The sequence below is a fragment of the Streptomyces sp. NPDC029151 genome, assembly GCF_055564315.1.
This window is the reverse complement of record NZ_JBVHWQ010000007.1, coordinates 12,718-28,417: the sequence shown is the minus strand read 5'-3', so window position 1 is coordinate 28,417 and position 15,700 is coordinate 12,718. Positions and strand designations below refer to the sequence as shown.

The following is a 15,700-nucleotide window of genomic DNA, read 5'->3' as shown; positions in this document are numbered from 1 at the left end:
TCCTAGCGGCGGATACGGGTCATCTCCGGGTCGAACAGCGGCTCGTCGGCGACGGTCGCCGGAACCTTCTCGCCGAGGTACTCGATGTGCACGCCGGTACCGGTGGCGAGGCCGGCCGGCAGCCAGGCGTAGGCGACACAGCGGCCCAGCGTGTAGCCGTACGACGCGCTGGTCACGTAACCGGCCGGCGTGCCGTCGACGTACACGGGCTCCTTGCCGAGGACCACGGCGGCGGGGTCGTCCAGGAGCAGCGGGGTGAGCCGGCGCGTGGGCTGCCCGGCCCGCCGGAGCGCCTCCTTGCCGACGAAGTCCTCCTTGTCCATGCGGACGGCGAAGCCGAGGCCCGCCTCGAACGGGGTGTGCTCGTCGGTCATGTCCGTGCCCCAGGCCCGGTAGCCCTTCTCCAGCCGCAGGGAGTCGAAGGCGGACCGGCCCGCGGCGACCACGCCCAGTTCCCGCCCGGCCTCCCACAGCGTGTCCCAGAGCCTGAGGCCCAGGTCGGCCGTGGTGTACAGCTCCCAGCCCAGTTCGCCGACGTAGCTCAGACGCAGCGCCGTCACGGGCACATGGCCGAGGTACGTCTGCCTGGCCCGGAAGTAGCCGAAGCCCTCGTGGGAGAAGTCGTCGCCGGTCAGGGGCTGGACGAGGGCACGGGCGAGGGGGCCCCAGACGCCGATGCAGCAGGTGCCGGAGGTGGTGTCGCGGATCTGGACGCCCCCGGGCGCGTGGCGGAGGAGCCAATCGAGGTCGGCGGGGGAGTTGGCGCCGACCTGGAAGCGGTCGGGGGCGAGACGGGCGACGGTGAGATCGGAACGAATGCCTCCGGTCTCGTCCAGCAGCAGCGTGTAGGTGACCGCGCCGGGCTTCTTGCGGAGGTTGTTGCTGGTCATGCGGTCGAGGAAGGCGAGGGCGCCGGGGCCGGTCACCTCCAGGCGGCGCAGCGGGGTCATGTCGTACAGGGCGACCTTCTCGCGGGTGGCGCTGGCCTCGGCTGCGGCGACGGGGGACCAGTAACGGGCCGACCAGGCGTCGCGTCCGGGGAGGTCACCGAGGGCGTCCACGAGCGGGGCGTTCGCCTCGTACCAGTGCGGGCGCTCCCAGCCGGCGCCCTCCAGGAAGAAGGCGCCGAGCTGCTGCTGGCGGGCATGGAACGGGCTCACGCGGAGCGGGCGGGGCCGCTCCATCGGCTGCAGCGGGTGGAGGACGTCGTACACCTCCACGAACTGCTGTGCACCCCGTTCACGGACGTACGACGGTGAACGCTGTGCTTCCTCGAACCGCGTGACGTCGCACTCGTGCACGTCGACGGACGGCCGCCCGTGCACCATCCATTCGGCCACCGCCCTGGCGACACCCGCGGAATGGGTCACCCAGACCGCCTCCGCCAGCCAGAACCCCCGCAGCCGCCGTGCCTCCCCGAGCACCGGCATACCGTCCGGCGTGAAGGAGAAGACCCCGTTGAACCCGCTCTCGATCCCGGACGCCCGCAGCGCGGGCAGCAGCCGCCGGCAGTCCTCCCAGCTCGGGCCCCAGTCCTCGGCGGTGAAGGGGTACGAGGACGGCATCTCCATGTCCCGGGCGCGTGCCTCGTCGTACGCCGGCACCGCGAACGGGTCCACCGGCATCGGCCGGTGCGCGTACGAGCCGATCCCGATGCGGTCGGCGTGCTCGCGGAAGTACAGGTCGCGGTCCTGGAAACGGAGGACGGGCCGCGTGGCCTCGGCCGTGGCACCGCTCAGCTCGGGCAGCGGCCCGGTCTTCGCGTACTGGTGCGCGAGGGGCTGCAGCGGTACGTCGACGCCCGCCATGCGGCCGATCACCGGACCCCAGAAACCGGCCGCCGAGACCACGTGGTCGGCCGGGAAGGCACCCCGGTCGGTGACGACAGCGGTGACCCGGCCGCCACGCTGCTCGATACCGGTGACCGTGTGCCGGTCGAGGAAACGGGCCCCGCGCGCGGTGGCGCGGTCCGTCTGGGCGCGGGCCGCGAGGAGGGCCCGGGCCAGCCCGTCGTCCGGGGTGTGGAAGCCGCCGAGGACCACCGACTCGTCCAGCAGGGGCCACAGCTCCTTGCACCGGGCCGTGCTCACGACCTCGCCGCGGACGCCCCAGGAGGCGGCGTAACCGGCCCGGCGGTGCAGGTCCGCCAGCCGTTCGGGGGTCGTGGCCAGTTCGAGGCCGCCCACCTGGAGGAAGCAGGAGACGCCGTCGACCTCCAGGGCGCGGAACTTCTCGACGGTGTACCGGGCGAACACGGTGAGCGTCCTGGACGGGTTGGTCTGGAAGACGAGCCCGGGAGCGTGCGAGGTGGAGCCGCCCGGGGCGGGCAGGGGGCCCTGCTCCAGGACGGTGACGTCCGTCCAGCCCCGGGCGGTCAGCTCGTCGGCGAGGGAGCAGCCGACGATGCCGGCGCCGACGATGACGACACGGGGTCCCTGGGACGGCCCTTCGGGTGTGCTGGACATGCCCCTCCTTGTGGTGGCGGGGGTGGCGGGTGCGCTTGCGGAGGCTCGGAGGCCGGGTGCGCTTGTGGAGGTGGGGACGGCGGGTGCGCTTGTGGTGGCTCGGAGGCCGGGTGCGCTTGTGGAGGTGGGGACGGCGGGTGCGCTTGTGGGGGCTCGGAGGCCGGGTGCGCTTGTGGAAGCGGGGAACGGCGGGCGCGCTTGTGGTGGCGGGGAGAGCGGGTGCGGGGTAGCCGCGTCGGGCGGGAGACCCGGCGCGCTCAGGCGGGGACGTTCGGCCGCCCGGCGTCGATCGTCGTGCGGGGACCGTGACCGGTGTGGACGTCGGTGACACCCTGCGGGGCCGGCGGCCGGGCGTGGGGCAAGGGCCCGGTGGACGGGGGGAGGGGGGTGGAGGAGGAGTGGCTGGTGGCGGTGGGTCCGGCGGGGAGGGAGGTGGTGCCGGTGAAGGCGGCGTTGGCCGGGGGTGGAGGAAAGGCGTCCGGTGGCGGTGGGTCCGTCGTGGGGGAGGGTGGCGCCGGGTGGAGACGGCGTTGGCCGGGGGGTGGAGGAGTCGCGGCCGGTTGCGGCGGGCTCGGTGTGGAGGCGGTGGCGCCGGTGAAGACGGTGTTCAGGAGGGGCGCGCGGAGCGAGTAGCTGCCCCCTGTGCGCCCCGGGGTGTGGATCGCGTGGAGTTCGATGCCGGCCACCCTGAGGACACGGCCGCCAATCAGCTCGCCGTCCGGTTCGCGGCCGGGGGTGCGTGAGCGACCACGGCTCGGTGTCGTCGGGGTGCAGGAGTCCGGGGGCGCCGGTCAGGGCGGGGTGCACGGGCGCCGCGTCGATGTGGTCGTCGTGGGCGTGGGCGCGGAGGAGGGCGGGGAGCCGGCGGCCGTCGGTGGCGCGGCGGAGCGCCTCGGCGTCGTGGGCGGCGCCGACCACCAGCACCTCCTCGTCGTCGGCCGGCCAGACGTTGCCGTCCACGTCGCACGTCTCACCGTCCAGGCTGAACGTGCCCGAGGTGACCACCCGCCCCACGCGTACGGCCCCGCTCACGCTCACATGACCACCACCGAGCGCAGTACCTCACCTCGGTGCATCCTGGCGAACGCCTCTTCCACGCGGTCCAGGGCGATGGTCTCGGACACGAACGCGTTGAGGTCGAGCAGGCCGTAGAGGTACTGGTCGATGAGGAACGGGAAGTCCCGGCTCGGCAGGCAGTCGCCGTACCAGGAGGACTTGACGGCACCGCCGCGCGAGAAGACGTCGATCAGCGGGAGTTCCACCTTCATCTCGGGCGCGGGGACACCCACCTGGACCAGCAGACCGGCGTGGTCGCGCATGTAGAAGGCTTGCAGGAACGTTTCTGGGCGGCCGACCGCGTCGATCGCGATGTCCACGCCGTGACCGTCGGTGAGCGCGCGGACCGCCTCGACGGGGTCGGTGCCCCGGGAGTTGACGGTGTGCGTGGCGCCGAACCTCTCCGCCTGGTCCAGCTTCCTGTCGTCGATGTCGACGGCGATCACCGTCATGGCGCCGTTCAGACAGGCGCCCGCGATGGCCGCGCTGCCGACGCCGCCGCAGCCGATCACGGCGACCGAGTCGCCGCGGCCGACGTTGCCGGTGTTGACCGCCGCTCCGTAACCGGCCATCACCCCGCAGCCGATGAGACCGGCCGCCTCGGGTCGCGCGGCCGGGTCGACCTTCACCGCCTGACCGGCCGCGACCAGCGTCTTCTCGGCGAAGGCGCCGATGCCGAGGGCGTTGGTGAGCGGGGTGCCGTCCAGCAGTGTCATGGGCTGCGCGGCGTTGCGGGAGTCGAAGCAGTACCAGGGGCGGCCGCGTCGGCAGGAACGGCAGCTGCCGCACGGCGCCCGCCAGGCCAGTACGACGTAGTCGCCGGCCTTCAGACCGGTGACTCCCGGACCGACCGCCTCCACCGTGCCGGCCGCCTCGTGGCCCAGCAGGAACGGGAAGTCGTCGGTGATCGCGCCCTCGCGGTAGTGGAGATCCGTGTGGCACACCCCGCAGGCCTGCACCTGGACGAGCACCTCACCGGGGCCCGGGTCGGGGACGACGATCGTCCGCACCTCCACGGGTGCGCCCTTCTTCGCAGCGACTACGGCACGGACCTCGTGTGGCACCACAGGCTCCTCTGCTGTTGCGCATTGCACGATCGGTTGCGCGATGAGGAACATACTGAGAACGGCGTCACGGGCCCGTCAAGGGGTGCGCGCCAACCCTCGGCAAAAGGAACCCGCGGGGCGAAACGTGTCGGACACATGGCGATACAAGACCGTGAACTCCCCGGCGTGCCACCGCTGTTGCGCACGGCGTTGCGTGCCGTGTTCCGCGCCGTTCGGGCGCTCGCATCTCCTGTGGGCGGCGGTGGCGCGCGTGACTGGCCTGATCCTTCCGGCCGGAGCCTCGGTCAGAAGCCGTACCCCATCCGCCGGGACAGCTCGGCGCCCGCCGCGACCGTGCGCTTGGCCACCTCCGGAAGCCGGTCCGCGTTGAGCCGGTACACCGGTCCGGAGACGCTGATCGCCGCGATCACCTTGCCGTCGTGCGCGCGCACCGGCGCGGCGACGGCCGCGAGCCCCAGCTCCAGTTCCTCCATCGTGACGCCGTAACCCTGCCCGACCACGGCCTCCAGTTCGGCGCGCAGCATCGCCGCGCCGGTGATCGTACGGTCGGTGAACCGCGGCAACGGCCGCGCCAGCAGACCCTCGCGCAGGGTCGGCGGCATGTGCGCGAGGAGCACCTTTCCGCTGGAGGTGGCGTGCAGCGGGGTGCGTCTGCCCAGCCAGTTCTGCGCGGTCACGGACGCGGTGCCGCGGGCCTGCATGATGTTGACCGCCGCGTCGTCGTCGAGCACGGCGATGTTGACCGTCTCACCCAGCTCGTCGGCGACCTCCCGGCAGACCGGGACGCCCTCCTGGGAGATGTCCAGACGCACTGCCGCCGCCCCCGCCAGGCGCAACACGCCGGCCCCCAGGTAGTACTTCCCGCGGTCCTTGGCCTGTGCCACCAGGCCGCGGTTCTCCAGGACGCCGAGGAGCCGGAAAGCCGTGGACTTGTGTACGTCCAGCTCCTCGGCGATCTCGGTGACGCCCGCCTCGCCGTGCCGGGCGAGGATCTCCAGCACGCTCACGGCGCGGTCCACCGACTGCACCGCACTGGCCGTTCCGCGACCGCCCTGTCTCTCCGGGGCCGCCGGGTCCGCCGTGGTCCCCTCGCCGCGGTCAGCCTGCTTGTGCGTGCGGGTCATGGCTCAACTCCCACCACCTGTCGGCCCGGTTCGGGCCGCATCCGCGGGAAGCCCTTGACGCGACGGTCGTCCCGCACGGATTCTGTTGCGCATAGCGCTGGATCGTGCGCCATGCGAAACATCATGTTATCGAAGGGTCCTGATCCCGGAAGGGTGCCGGACCACCCGGACCAGTGACGGTCCGTCACTCACCTTGCCGCTTCCCCGCGCCGGCCCGACGTGGGCCGGGCTCCCGGCGGCATCCCTGACGCCTGCACCGAGCAGGTCCCGGACCGCGTGTCCCGGACCGAGAGGGGGGCTTGTGATTCCCGTCTGCCGCCTCGAAGACCTCCCCGAGGGCGAGTCCGTCCGCGTCGCGACCACGCCGCCGATCGCCGTGTTCCACATCGAGGACGGCGAGTTCTACGCCATCGACGACACCTGCACCCACCAGGACGCCTCCCTCTCCGAGGGCTGGCTGGAGGGCTGCCTGGTCGAGTGCCCGCTGCACGCGGCCTCCTTCGACCTGCGCACCGGCGAACCGGTCTGCCTGCCGGCCCGGCGCCCCGTGCGCACCCACCGCGTCACCGTGGAGGACGGTGTCGTGCACGTCCACCTCGGCGCCGGGGAGGGCACGGCCGCATGACCACCACCGGGCACAGCCGTCCCGCCCCTGCCGGCACCGACCGCCCACCCGGTGCGGCATCGGCCTGTCCGCGCCATCGCCCGCACGGTGCCGTACTCCTGGTGAGCTCCCGCGGGCGGACGGACAGCGGGACGACGGGCGGACAGCGGTGCCGAGGGATGCGGTGACGCAGGAGGGCCCAGTGGTGCAGGCGGACCTCGTCTCGTCGGGGATCCGGTGGTGTCGGCGGATCCGGTGGCGTCGCCGGTTTTCGGCGCGTCCACGGATCCGATCGCGCCGACTGCGCTGTGCCGCGCCCTGGGCCCGGCCGACGGTGATTCGAGCAGCGACCGTCGGGAGCACCAGCGCCGGCTGTGCGGGACACGAGCGCCGCCCCACGGTGATGTGAGTACCGGCCGTCGGGGACACGAGCCCCTGCCGAGAGGATCAGGGGTGCGACAGCTGTCCGGCGCCGCCCCTGCGACGTATCCGCTCCTGCTCCCGCAGGCTCACCCGCTCCTGGCGCCGGTGGGCCCGGCGCTCACGCCGGAGGGACCTGGCCGTGCTGCTCGGCTCGGAGACGACGCCGTACCGCTGGCTCCACACCTGGCGGGTCACCCACACGTCGACCACGGCCCAGGTGGCCGCCACCGTGCTCGCCACGCTGCTGATCACCATGGGGAACGCCAGCCAGGATCCCGCCAGCGTGCACAGGAACGCCACCATCGCCTGGACCAGCGTCACCGCTATGACAAGGACCGCCCGCACCGCCGCCGTGCGCACCGGATCGGGCATCGGGTGCCGGCGTGCGGGCTCCTCCACCCACAACGTCCGGTCCCCCTGAGATCGTTCGCCGCCGACGGAGTCCGCGGCACGCACTCGCGCCGGTGTCCCGCGATCCGGAGCCCCCTGGCCCCGCCCCGCCTGCGAGCGCTCCGCCACGCTCTCTTCGGGCGCCTTGCGCCGCTCCGCCGTGCCCATCACCGTGTCACTCCCCACCGCCAGCAGACCGCTCGCCCCCGGCATCCGAAGACCCCGACTCTCCAGTGGCTGCCCGGCTTGCGCTGTTCTACGCCGCCGGGGTGCGGGATACGCCTCCTGTGACCCATTCCGCCCCCATCTCCCATAGAGATGGACGAACAAGACGCCGCGAAGATTCCCGATCGGCGAAGAATTCCGGCCAACCACCTGTCCGTGAGCCCGCCGTCGGGCCGAACAGGGGTGTGGGATCGCGGTGACAATCTCCCCCAATGCCCGGACAACTCGTCATCTCCCGCACCGGTTACGGAACTTCGTCCTCCGGACATGTCTTCGAGTTAACTGTGAGGCGGTAGTAGGCTCGCGCCGTTTGTAGACAGACATGAGCACCCCCGGCCGGCGGGGGTCGAGCTGGGGGAGGCCATGCGCTTTCGCGGGAAGTCGATCCGCCGGAAGATCGTGGCGCTGCTTCTCGTGCCGCTGGTGTCCCTGACCGCCATCTGGGGCTTCGCCACGGTGCTCACGGGGCGCGAAGTCGCCCGGCTGTTCCATGTGACCGACGTCGTCGAGCAGATCGGCTACCCCGCCGAGGACACCGCCCGCGTCCTGCAGCAGGAGCGTCGTCAGACCCTCGTCTACCTCGCCGACCCCCGTGCCTCCGACGCGCTGTCGGGACTGCGCCGCACCCGCGCGGCCACCGACCGGACGATCGGCATCTTGCGCGAGAACGCCAAGGACCATGAGCTGAGGGACGGCCTGGACACGGACGACGGCGAGCAGCTCACCGCCCTCCTGGACGCTCTCAAAGGTCTCGGCTCGCTGCGCCGCGGCGTCGAGGACGGAACCGTCACCCGCGCCCAGGCGCTCACGCTCTACAACCGCCTCGTCGATCCCTGCTACGCGCTCCTCGCGTCCCTCGACGGCATCGACGACGTCGAGGTCGACAAGCAGGCCCGCGCCCTGGTCAACATCACCCGCGCCCGCGAGCTGCTCTCCCGCGAGGACGCCCTGCTCGGCTCCTCCCTGGTCGTCGGCCGGCTCACCCACGACGAGTCCCGTGAGATCTCCGACCTCGTCGCCCAGCGCACCCTCCTGTACGACATCAGCCTGCCGCTGCTGCCCGCCGCCGAGCGCGAACGCTACGAACGCTTCTGGAGCAACGCCACCACAGCCCCGCTGCGCGTGGCCGAACGGGCCGTCGTCGGTACGGACTCCGGCCCCCCCGGCGGTGTCACGGCGAAGAGCTGGGACTCCACCGCGGCAACCGTCCTGAAGGAACTGGGCGCCCTGGACGACGGGGTGGGCGACCGTTTCCAGGAGCGTATGCGCCCCGTCGCCGTGAAGGTCATCGTGGAGGCGGCCATCGCGGGCGTCCTCGGACTCGTCGCGCTCCTGTTCTCCGTCTTCCTGTCGATACGGGTCGGCCGCACCCTCGTCCGCGACCTGCGCCAACTGCGCCTGGAGGCGCACGAGGCGTCCGGTGTCCGGCTGCCCGGCGTCATGCGCCGGCTGTCCGTGGGGGAACAGGTCGACGTCGAGACCGAGGTGCCCCGCCTGGAGTACGACAAGACCGAGATCGGCGAGGTCGGGCAGGCCCTCAACACCCTGCAGCGCGCGGCGGTCGAGGCCGCCGTGAAACAGGCCGAGCTGCGGGCCGGTGTCTCGGAGGTCTTCGTCAATCTCGCCCGCCGCAGCCAGGTGCTGCTGCACAAGCAGCTGACCCTCCTCGACAGCATGGAGCGCCGCACCGAGGACACCGACGAACTCGCCGATCTCTTCCGCCTGGACCACCTGACCACCCGGATGCGCCGGCACGCCGAGGGTCTGGTGATCCTCTCCGGTGCGGCGCCCTCCCGTCAGTGGCGCCGGCCCGTGCAGCTGATGGACGTCGTCCGCGCCGCGGTCGCCGAGGTCGAGGACTACGAGCGCATCGAGGTCCGGCGCCTGCCGAGGGTCGCCGTCACCGGCCCCGCCGTCGCCGACCTCACCCACCTCGTGGCCGAACTGCTGGAGAACGCCACCGTCTTCTCACCCCCGCACACCGCCGTCCAGGTCGTCGGCGAGCGGGTCGCCAACGGCTTCACCCTGGAGATCCACGACCGGGGCCTCGGTATGACGGCCGAGGCCCTCCTGGACGCCAATCTGCGCCTCGCCGAGACCCCCGAGTTCGAACTCTCCGACACCGACCGGCTCGGCCTGTTCGTGGTCAGCCGCCTCGCCCAGCGCCAGAACGTCCGGGTCTCCCTCCAGCCGTCGCCGTACGGCGGCACCACCGCGGTGGTGTTCATCCCCGACGCCCTGCTGAGCGACGACGTCCCGGACACCAACGGCATCGGCTTCCGGCTCGACCGGGACCGCCCGGCGAAGGGTGCCGAGCAGGCGCTGGGCCGTACCGCCGGGCGGCCCCCGGCACCGTTGCCACTGCCCGGCCTGCCGACCTCCCTGCTGGACGGACCGGTCGAGCTGGAGGCGCCCGTCGATCTCGACGCGCTGGACGACTTCCCCGGCGCCCTCCCGGACGAGGACAGCGAGCGCGGCGGCCTGTTCCGCCCCCGGCGGTCCCGCCCGGGCGGCGACGAGCAGCAGGCCGCCCCGCAGACCGACCGGCCCTCCCACGACGGGACCGGCGACCCCGGGCCCGTACCCCTGCCCCGACGGCAGACCCCCAAGCTCGTCAGCTCGCACGGCAAGCCCGTCGGCGACCAGCGGCCCCGCCGTGGTGAACCGGACCCCGGGCCCTCCGCCGGTCCGCGCCGCTCCGACACCGGCGGACTGGCCCCACTGCCCGCCCGCCGCCGCGGTACCGCCTCCCGGCGCCCCGCCAGACCCGCCGACCGGGCGGAGGACAGCTCCGCGACCCCGGCCGAGGGCACGGGTACGACGTCCGAGGCCCCGGCACTGCCCCGGCGCACCCGGACCGGGACGCCCGGCACCGGCGGCCCGGTGGACACGGCACCGCCCCGCGGCGGCTCGGCCGCACCCGCCGGCGACACGGGCCCCGGACCGGGCGTCGAACCCGGCGCGGGAGCACTGCCCCGCCGCGTACGCCAGGCGAGCCTGGCCCCCCAGCTCAAGCACGACACCGAGCGGCGCGCCGAGAACGCGGCGCCGCCCGCCGACCGCGACGCCGACGAGGTCCGCAGCCGGATGGCCTCGCTCCAGCGGGGCTGGCAGCGTGGCCGGGAGGAGAACGCCACGGGCGACGGGGCCCGGAACGGCACAGCACGAGGAACGACTAAGGGGGACGGTCGATGACCGCACCGAAGGCGACCGGCCACACGGCAACCGGCAAGGGGGAGCTGAACTGGCTCCTGGACGATCTGGTCGACCGGGTCGCCAGCATCCGCAAGGCCGTAATTCTGTCCGGCGACGGACTGCCGACCGGGGTCTCCAGGGACCTGACCAGGGAGGACAGCGAGCATCTGGCCGCTGTGGCGTCCGGCTTCCACAGCCTCGCCAAGGGCGTGGGCCGCCACTTCGACGCGGGCAGCGTCCGGCAGACGGTGGTCGAGCTGGACGACGCCTTTCTCTTCGTCACCGCTGCCGGCGACGGCAGCTGCCTCGCCGTCCTGTCGGACGCGGACTCGGACATCGGACAGGTCGCCTACGAGATGACGCTCCTGGTCAAGCGGGTCGGCGTGCATCTGGGCACGGCCCCGCGCACCGATCTGCCCGCAGACGGGTAGTGGGATGGCATGAGCGCAGACGGTCAGGGAAGAAGCCACTGGTTCGACGACGAGGCCGGGCCGGTCGTCCGTCCGTACGCCATGACGCGCGGCCGCACCACCAGTGCGGCCCAGCACCGCCTCGACCTGATAGCGGTGGTGGTCGCGGAGCCCGACACCGGCGACCCGGAGTCGGACCCCACGCTGTCCCCCGAACACGTGGAGATCGTCGGACTCTGCCGGGAGACACCGCAGTCGGTCGCCGAACTCGCCGCGGGACTCGATCTGCCCATCGGTGTCGTCCGCGTCCTCGTCGGCGACCTGGTGCACGCGGAACTCGTCCATGTGAACCGCCCGGTCCCCCCGGCCGAGCTGCCGGACGAGAGTATTCTGCGCGACGTGATCAACGGCCTCCGGGCGCTGTGACCAGCGCGGAAGCGGGGTAGCGACGTGACTGGCTGGCAGTTCTGGGTCGACCGGGGCGGCACCTTCACCGACATCGTCGCGCGTCGCCCGGACGGCCGCCTGCTCACGCACAAACTGCTGTCCGACAACCCGGCCCGGTACGCCGACGCGGCCGTGGCCGGCGTGCGGGCGCTCCTCGGCGACTCCCCGGAGCCGGTCGAAACCGTCCGCATGGGCACCACGGTCGCCACCAACGCCCTGCTGGAACGCACGGGCGAACGCACCCTCCTCGTCGTCACCCGAGGCTTCCGCGACGCCCTGCGCATCGCCTACCAGAACCGCCCCCGCATCTTCGCCCGCCGCATCGAGCTGCCCGAGCTGCTCCACGAACGGGTCGTGGAGGTGGACGAGCGCGTCGCCGCCGACGGCACCGTCCTGCGCGCCCCCGACCTGGACGCACTGGCCGGCCCGCTCGGCGAGGCCTACGCCGACGGGATCCGCGCCATCGCCGTCGTCTGCCTGCACAGCCACCTCCACCCCGGCCACGAACGCGCCATCGGCGAACTCGCCGCCCGCGTCGGCTTCCCGCAGATCTCGCTGTCCAGCGAGGTCAGCCCGCTGATGAAGCTGGTCCCGCGCGGGGACACCGCCGTCGTGGACGCCTACCTCTCGCCCGTGCTGCGCCGCTACGTGCGGCACATCGCCGACGAACTGCAGGGCGTACGGCTGATGTTCATGCAGTCCAACGGCGGGCTGACGGAGGCCGGGCAGTTCCGCGGCAAGGACGCTGTCCTCTCCGGACCGGCCGGCGGCATCGTCGGCATGGCCCGCATGTCGCAGCGGGCCGGTTTCGACCGCGTCATCGGCTTCGACATGGGCGGCACCTCCACCGACGTCTCCCACTTCGCCGGCGAGTACGAGCGGGTCTTCACCACACAGATCGCGGGCGTCCGGCTGCGCGCCCCCATGCTCGACATCCACACCGTCGCCGCGGGCGGAGGCTCCGTCCTGCACTTCGACGGCTCCCGCTACCGGGTCGGCCCCGACTCGGCCGGCGCCGACCCCGGCCCCGCCTGCTACCGCGCCGGCGGCCCGCTCACCGTCACCGACGCCAACGTGATGCTCGGCCGCATCCAGGCCGCCCACTTCCCCGCCGTGTTCGGACCCGACGGCGACCAGCCACTGGACGCCGCCCTCGTCCGTGACCGGTTCACCGCCCTCGCGCGCCGGATCCACGAAAGCACCGGCGACGACCGTACCCCTGAGCAGGTGGCCGAGGGCTACCTGCGGATCGCCGTCGCCAACATCGCCAACGCCGTGAAGCGGATCTCCGTCCAGAAGGGCCACGACGTCACCCGCTACGCCCTCACCACGTTCGGCGGCGCGGGCGGCCAGCACGCGTGCCGGGTCGCCGAGTCGCTCGGCATCCGCACCGTTCTCGTACCCCCCATGGCCGGTCTGCTCTCCGCACTCGGTATCGGCCTCGCCGACACCACGGCCATGCGCGAACAGTCCGTCGAAGCGCGCCTGGAAGCCGCCGCCATGCCCGGCATCCGCCGGACGGCCGACGCCCTGGAGGCCGCCGCACGCGCCGAACTCGTCACCGAGGACGTCCCGGAGGACCGCATCCGGGTCACCCGCCGCGCCCAGCTCCGCTACGACGGCACCGACACCACCCTCACCGTCGAGCTGGCCGGGCCCGACGCCATGAGGCACGCCTTCGAGGAACGTCATCGCGCCACGTACTCCTTCTCCCTCGACCGCCCGGTCGTCGTGGAAGCCCTCTCCGTCGAAACCACCGGCCTCACCGCACCCCCCGATCTCTCCGCCCTCGCCCCGTACGAGGGCCGTTCCCGAGCGCCCGGCACCGTCCGTCTCCACACCGGCGGCGCCTGGCGCGACGTACCCCTCCACCGCCGGGAGGCCCTCCCTCCCGGCGAGACCGTCACCGGACCCGCGATCATCGCGGAGGCCGGCGCCACGACCGTCGTCGACGACGGCTGGCGGGCCGCCGCGACGGAGGCCGGGCATCTGCTCGTGGAACGCACGGCGATCACGGAGAGTTCCGATCTGGACACAAAATCCGATCCGGTTCTCCTTGAGGTCTTCAACAACCTCTTCATGTCGATCGCCGAGCAGATGGGCGCCCGGCTGGAGTCCACGGCCCAGTCCGTCAACATCAAGGAGCGGCTGGACTTCTCCTGCGCCCTCTTCGACCCGGACGGGAACCTGGTGGCCAACGCCCCCCACATCCCCGTCCACCTGGGCTCCATGGGCACGAGCGTCAAAGAGATCGTCCGTCGCCGCGGCTCCGCCATGCGCCCCGGCGACACCTACGCCGTCAACGACCCGTACCACGGCGGCACGCATCTGCCGGACGTCACCGTCATCACCCCCGTCTTCGACACCGACCGGGTCACGGACACGCGGAGTGAGCCGCGGATCCTCTTCCACGTCGCCTCACGCGGCCACCACGCGGAGATCGGCGGTATCGCCCCGGGCTCCATGCCGGCCCACAGCCGCACCATCGAGGAGGAGGGCGTCCTCTTCGACAACTGGCTCCTCGCCGAGAACGGCCGCTTCCGTGAGGAGGAGACCCACCGCCTGCTCACCGAGGCGCCGTACCCGTCCCGCAACCCGCGCACCAACCTGGCCGACCTGCGCGCCCAGATCGCCGCCAACCAGAAGGGCGTGGACGAGGTCCGCCGCATGATCGGGGAGTTCGGCCTCGACGTCGTCCAGGCCTACATGCGGCACGTCCAGGACAACGCCGAGGAGGCCGTACGCCGCGTCATCGACGCCCTCGACGACGGCGAGTACGCCTACGAGACCGACTCCGGTGCCGTCATCCGGGTCCGGGTCCGCGTCGACCGCGCAGAACGCCGGGCGACCATCGACTTCACCGGCACCTCCGCGCAGCTCGCCACCAACTTCAACGCGCCCCTCGCGGTCGTCGACGCGGCCGTCCTGTACGTCTTCCGCACCCTGGTCGCCGACGACATCCCGCTCAACGACGGATGCCTGCGCCCCCTGGACATCACCGTGCCGCCCGGCTCCCTGCTCGCTCCCGAACCGCCCGCCGCCGTCGTGGCGGGCAACGTGGAGACCTCGCAGGCCATCACCGGCGCCCTCTACGCCGCCCTGGGCGTCCAGGCCGAAGGCTCCGGCACCATGAACAACGTCACCTTCGGCAACGACCGGCACCAGTACTACGAAACCGTCGCCTCCGGGTCCGGCGCCGGAGACGGTTTCCCCGGCGCCGACGTGGTCCAGACCCACATGACCAACTCCCGGCTCACCGACCCGGAGGTCCTGGAGTGGCGGTTGCCGGTCCGCCTGGAGGAGTTCGCCGTCCGCCGCGGCAGCGGCGGTGCCGGACGGTGGCGCGGCGGCGACGGTGCCGTCCGCCGCATCCGGTTCCTCGAACCGATGACCGTCTCCACGCTCTCCCAGCACCGCCGCGTGCCCCCGTACGGCATGGCCGGCGGCGCCCCCGGAGCGCTCGGCGCCAACCGGGTGGAGCGGGCCGACGGCACGGTCACCGACCTCGGCGGCAGCGGCTCGGCCGACGTCGGCCCCGGCGACGTACTCGTCATCGAAACCCCTGGTGGCGGCGGCTACGGCCGACCGTCGCCCGACCCCCGTCAAGCAGGAGAAGAATCCGATGATCCTCGGGCGCTCTGAACGCGGCAAGCCCCCGGTCGAGCCCGTCACGCTCAAGATCCTCGTGGCCGGTGGTTTCGGCGTGGGCAAGACCACCCTCGTCGGCGCGGTCAGCGAGATCAGGCCGCTGCGCACCGAGGAACTGCTCACCGAGGCCGGGCGGCCCGTCGACGACACCAGCGGTGTGGAGGGCAAGCACACCACCACGGTGGCCATGGACTTCGGCCGCATCACCGTCCGCGAGGACCTGGTGCTCTACCTCTTCGGGACGCCCGGGCAGGAGCGGTTCTGGTTCATGTGGGACGAACTGTCCGAGGGAGCGCTCGGTGCCGTCGTCCTCGCCGACACGCGGCGCCTGGAGGACTGCTTCGCCGCCGTCGACTACTTCGAGCGCCGGTCCATCCCCTTCCTCGTCGCCGTCAACTGCTTCGAGGGAGCCGCCCGGTACCCCGCCGAGTCCGTGCGCCAGGCGCTCGACCTGGACGACGACGTGCCCGTCCTGCTGTGCGACGCGCGCGACCGGGAGTCGGTCAAGGAGGTGCTCATCGGACTCGTCCGGCACGCGATGGAGTACGCGGCCGGCCACCGCCAGGCCGTACCCGGCTGACCGGCAGGCACGGCCCGCACCCGCCGTCCGGGGGACGGGCCGTGGCCCTGTGCCAAGCGCCCACGC

10 protein-coding genes are annotated in these 15,700 nt (G+C 72.6%); 6 read left to right on the top strand and 4 right to left on the bottom strand.

What is annotated here, in order from left to right:
• Positions 1–2 precede the first annotated feature (2 nt).
• The 3 genes from ACZ4VF_RS25020 to ACZ4VF_RS25010 all read right to left on the bottom strand — a co-directional run bounded on the left by ACZ4VF_RS25020 (position 3) and on the right by ACZ4VF_RS25010 (position 5,712).
• Positions 3–2,465 carry a GcvT family protein gene (locus ACZ4VF_RS25020; RefSeq protein ID WP_467928677.1) on the bottom strand — a complete coding sequence of 821 codons (2,463 nt, stop codon included), beginning with the start codon at positions 2,463–2,465 and terminating at the stop codon, positions 3–5.
• Positions 2,466–3,499: 1,034 nt separating this feature from the next.
• Entirely contained in the window at positions 3,500–4,585 is a 1,086-nt protein-coding gene (locus ACZ4VF_RS25015) for an S-(hydroxymethyl)mycothiol dehydrogenase (protein ID WP_467928675.1), read from the bottom strand.
• 287 nt (positions 4,586–4,872) lie between these two features.
• Positions 4,873–5,712, bottom strand: a complete 840-nt coding sequence (locus ACZ4VF_RS25010; RefSeq protein WP_467928674.1) for an IclR family transcriptional regulator — start codon at positions 5,710–5,712, stop codon at positions 4,873–4,875.
• 301 nt (positions 5,713–6,013) lie between these two features.
• Here ACZ4VF_RS25010 and ACZ4VF_RS25005 point away from each other — a divergent pair, with 301 nt between their 5' ends.
• Entirely contained in the window at positions 6,014–6,337 is a 324-nt protein-coding gene (locus tag ACZ4VF_RS25005) for a bifunctional 3-phenylpropionate/cinnamic acid dioxygenase ferredoxin subunit (protein ID WP_467928673.1), read from the top strand.
• Positions 6,338–6,763: 426 nt separating this feature from the next.
• Here ACZ4VF_RS25005 and ACZ4VF_RS25000 read toward each other — a convergent pair whose 3' ends face one another.
• Positions 6,764–7,297 (bottom strand): hypothetical protein, encoded by a 534-nt coding sequence (locus ACZ4VF_RS25000; protein WP_467929160.1) that lies wholly within the window; start codon positions 7,295–7,297, stop codon positions 6,764–6,766.
• Between the two features lie 420 nt (positions 7,298–7,717).
• On the opposite strand from ACZ4VF_RS25000, the gene ACZ4VF_RS24995 reads away from it, so the two are divergent.
• Genes ACZ4VF_RS24995 through ACZ4VF_RS24975 form a run of 5 tightly spaced genes read left to right on the top strand, consistent with a single transcriptional unit; the run spans position 7,718 to position 15,634 of the window.
• Complete coding sequence (locus ACZ4VF_RS24995; protein WP_467928672.1) at positions 7,718–10,549, top strand: nitrate- and nitrite sensing domain-containing protein; 2,832 nt, start codon at positions 7,718–7,720, stop codon at positions 10,547–10,549.
• A complete protein-coding gene (locus tag ACZ4VF_RS24990; protein ID WP_467928670.1) occupies positions 10,546–10,980 on the top strand; it encodes a roadblock/LC7 domain-containing protein in 435 nt (144 codons plus the stop codon). Before ACZ4VF_RS24995 ends, ACZ4VF_RS24990 begins: the two co-directional genes overlap by 4 nt.
• 9 nt (positions 10,981–10,989) lie before the next feature.
• Positions 10,990–11,385, top strand: coding sequence for a DUF742 domain-containing protein (locus ACZ4VF_RS24985; RefSeq protein ID WP_467928669.1), 396 nt, complete (start codon positions 10,990–10,992; stop codon positions 11,383–11,385).
• A gap of 24 nt (positions 11,386–11,409) precedes the next feature.
• Positions 11,410–15,048: a hydantoinase B/oxoprolinase family protein gene (locus ACZ4VF_RS24980; protein WP_467928668.1), complete on the top strand. Its 3,639-nt coding sequence runs from the start codon at positions 11,410–11,412 to the stop codon at positions 15,046–15,048.
• Complete coding sequence (locus ACZ4VF_RS24975) at positions 15,029–15,634, top strand: GTP-binding protein (protein WP_467928667.1); 606 nt, start codon at positions 15,029–15,031, stop codon at positions 15,632–15,634. Before ACZ4VF_RS24980 ends, ACZ4VF_RS24975 begins: the two co-directional genes overlap by 20 nt.
• Positions 15,635–15,700: the final 66 nt, after the last annotated feature.

Coding starts and splice junctions, on each gene's coding strand:
- ACZ4VF_RS25020 (WP_467928677.1), bottom strand. CDS start 2,465: ATGTCCAGCACACCCGAAGGGCCGTCCCAGGGACCCCGTGTCGTCATC.
- ACZ4VF_RS25010 (WP_467928674.1), bottom strand. CDS start 5,712: ATGACCCGCACGCACAAGCAGGCTGACCGCGGCGAGGGGACCACGGCG.
- ACZ4VF_RS25000 (WP_467929160.1), bottom strand. CDS start 7,297: ATGGGCACGGCGGAGCGGCGCAAGGCGCCCGAAGAGAGCGTGGCGGAG.
- ACZ4VF_RS24995 (WP_467928672.1), top strand. CDS start 7,718: ATGCGCTTTCGCGGGAAGTCGATCCGCCGGAAGATCGTGGCGCTGCTT.
- ACZ4VF_RS24990 (WP_467928670.1), top strand. CDS start 10,546: ATGACCGCACCGAAGGCGACCGGCCACACGGCAACCGGCAAGGGGGAG.
- ACZ4VF_RS24985 (WP_467928669.1), top strand. CDS start 10,990: ATGAGCGCAGACGGTCAGGGAAGAAGCCACTGGTTCGACGACGAGGCC.
- ACZ4VF_RS24975 (WP_467928667.1), top strand. CDS start 15,029: ATGATCCTCGGGCGCTCTGAACGCGGCAAGCCCCCGGTCGAGCCCGTC.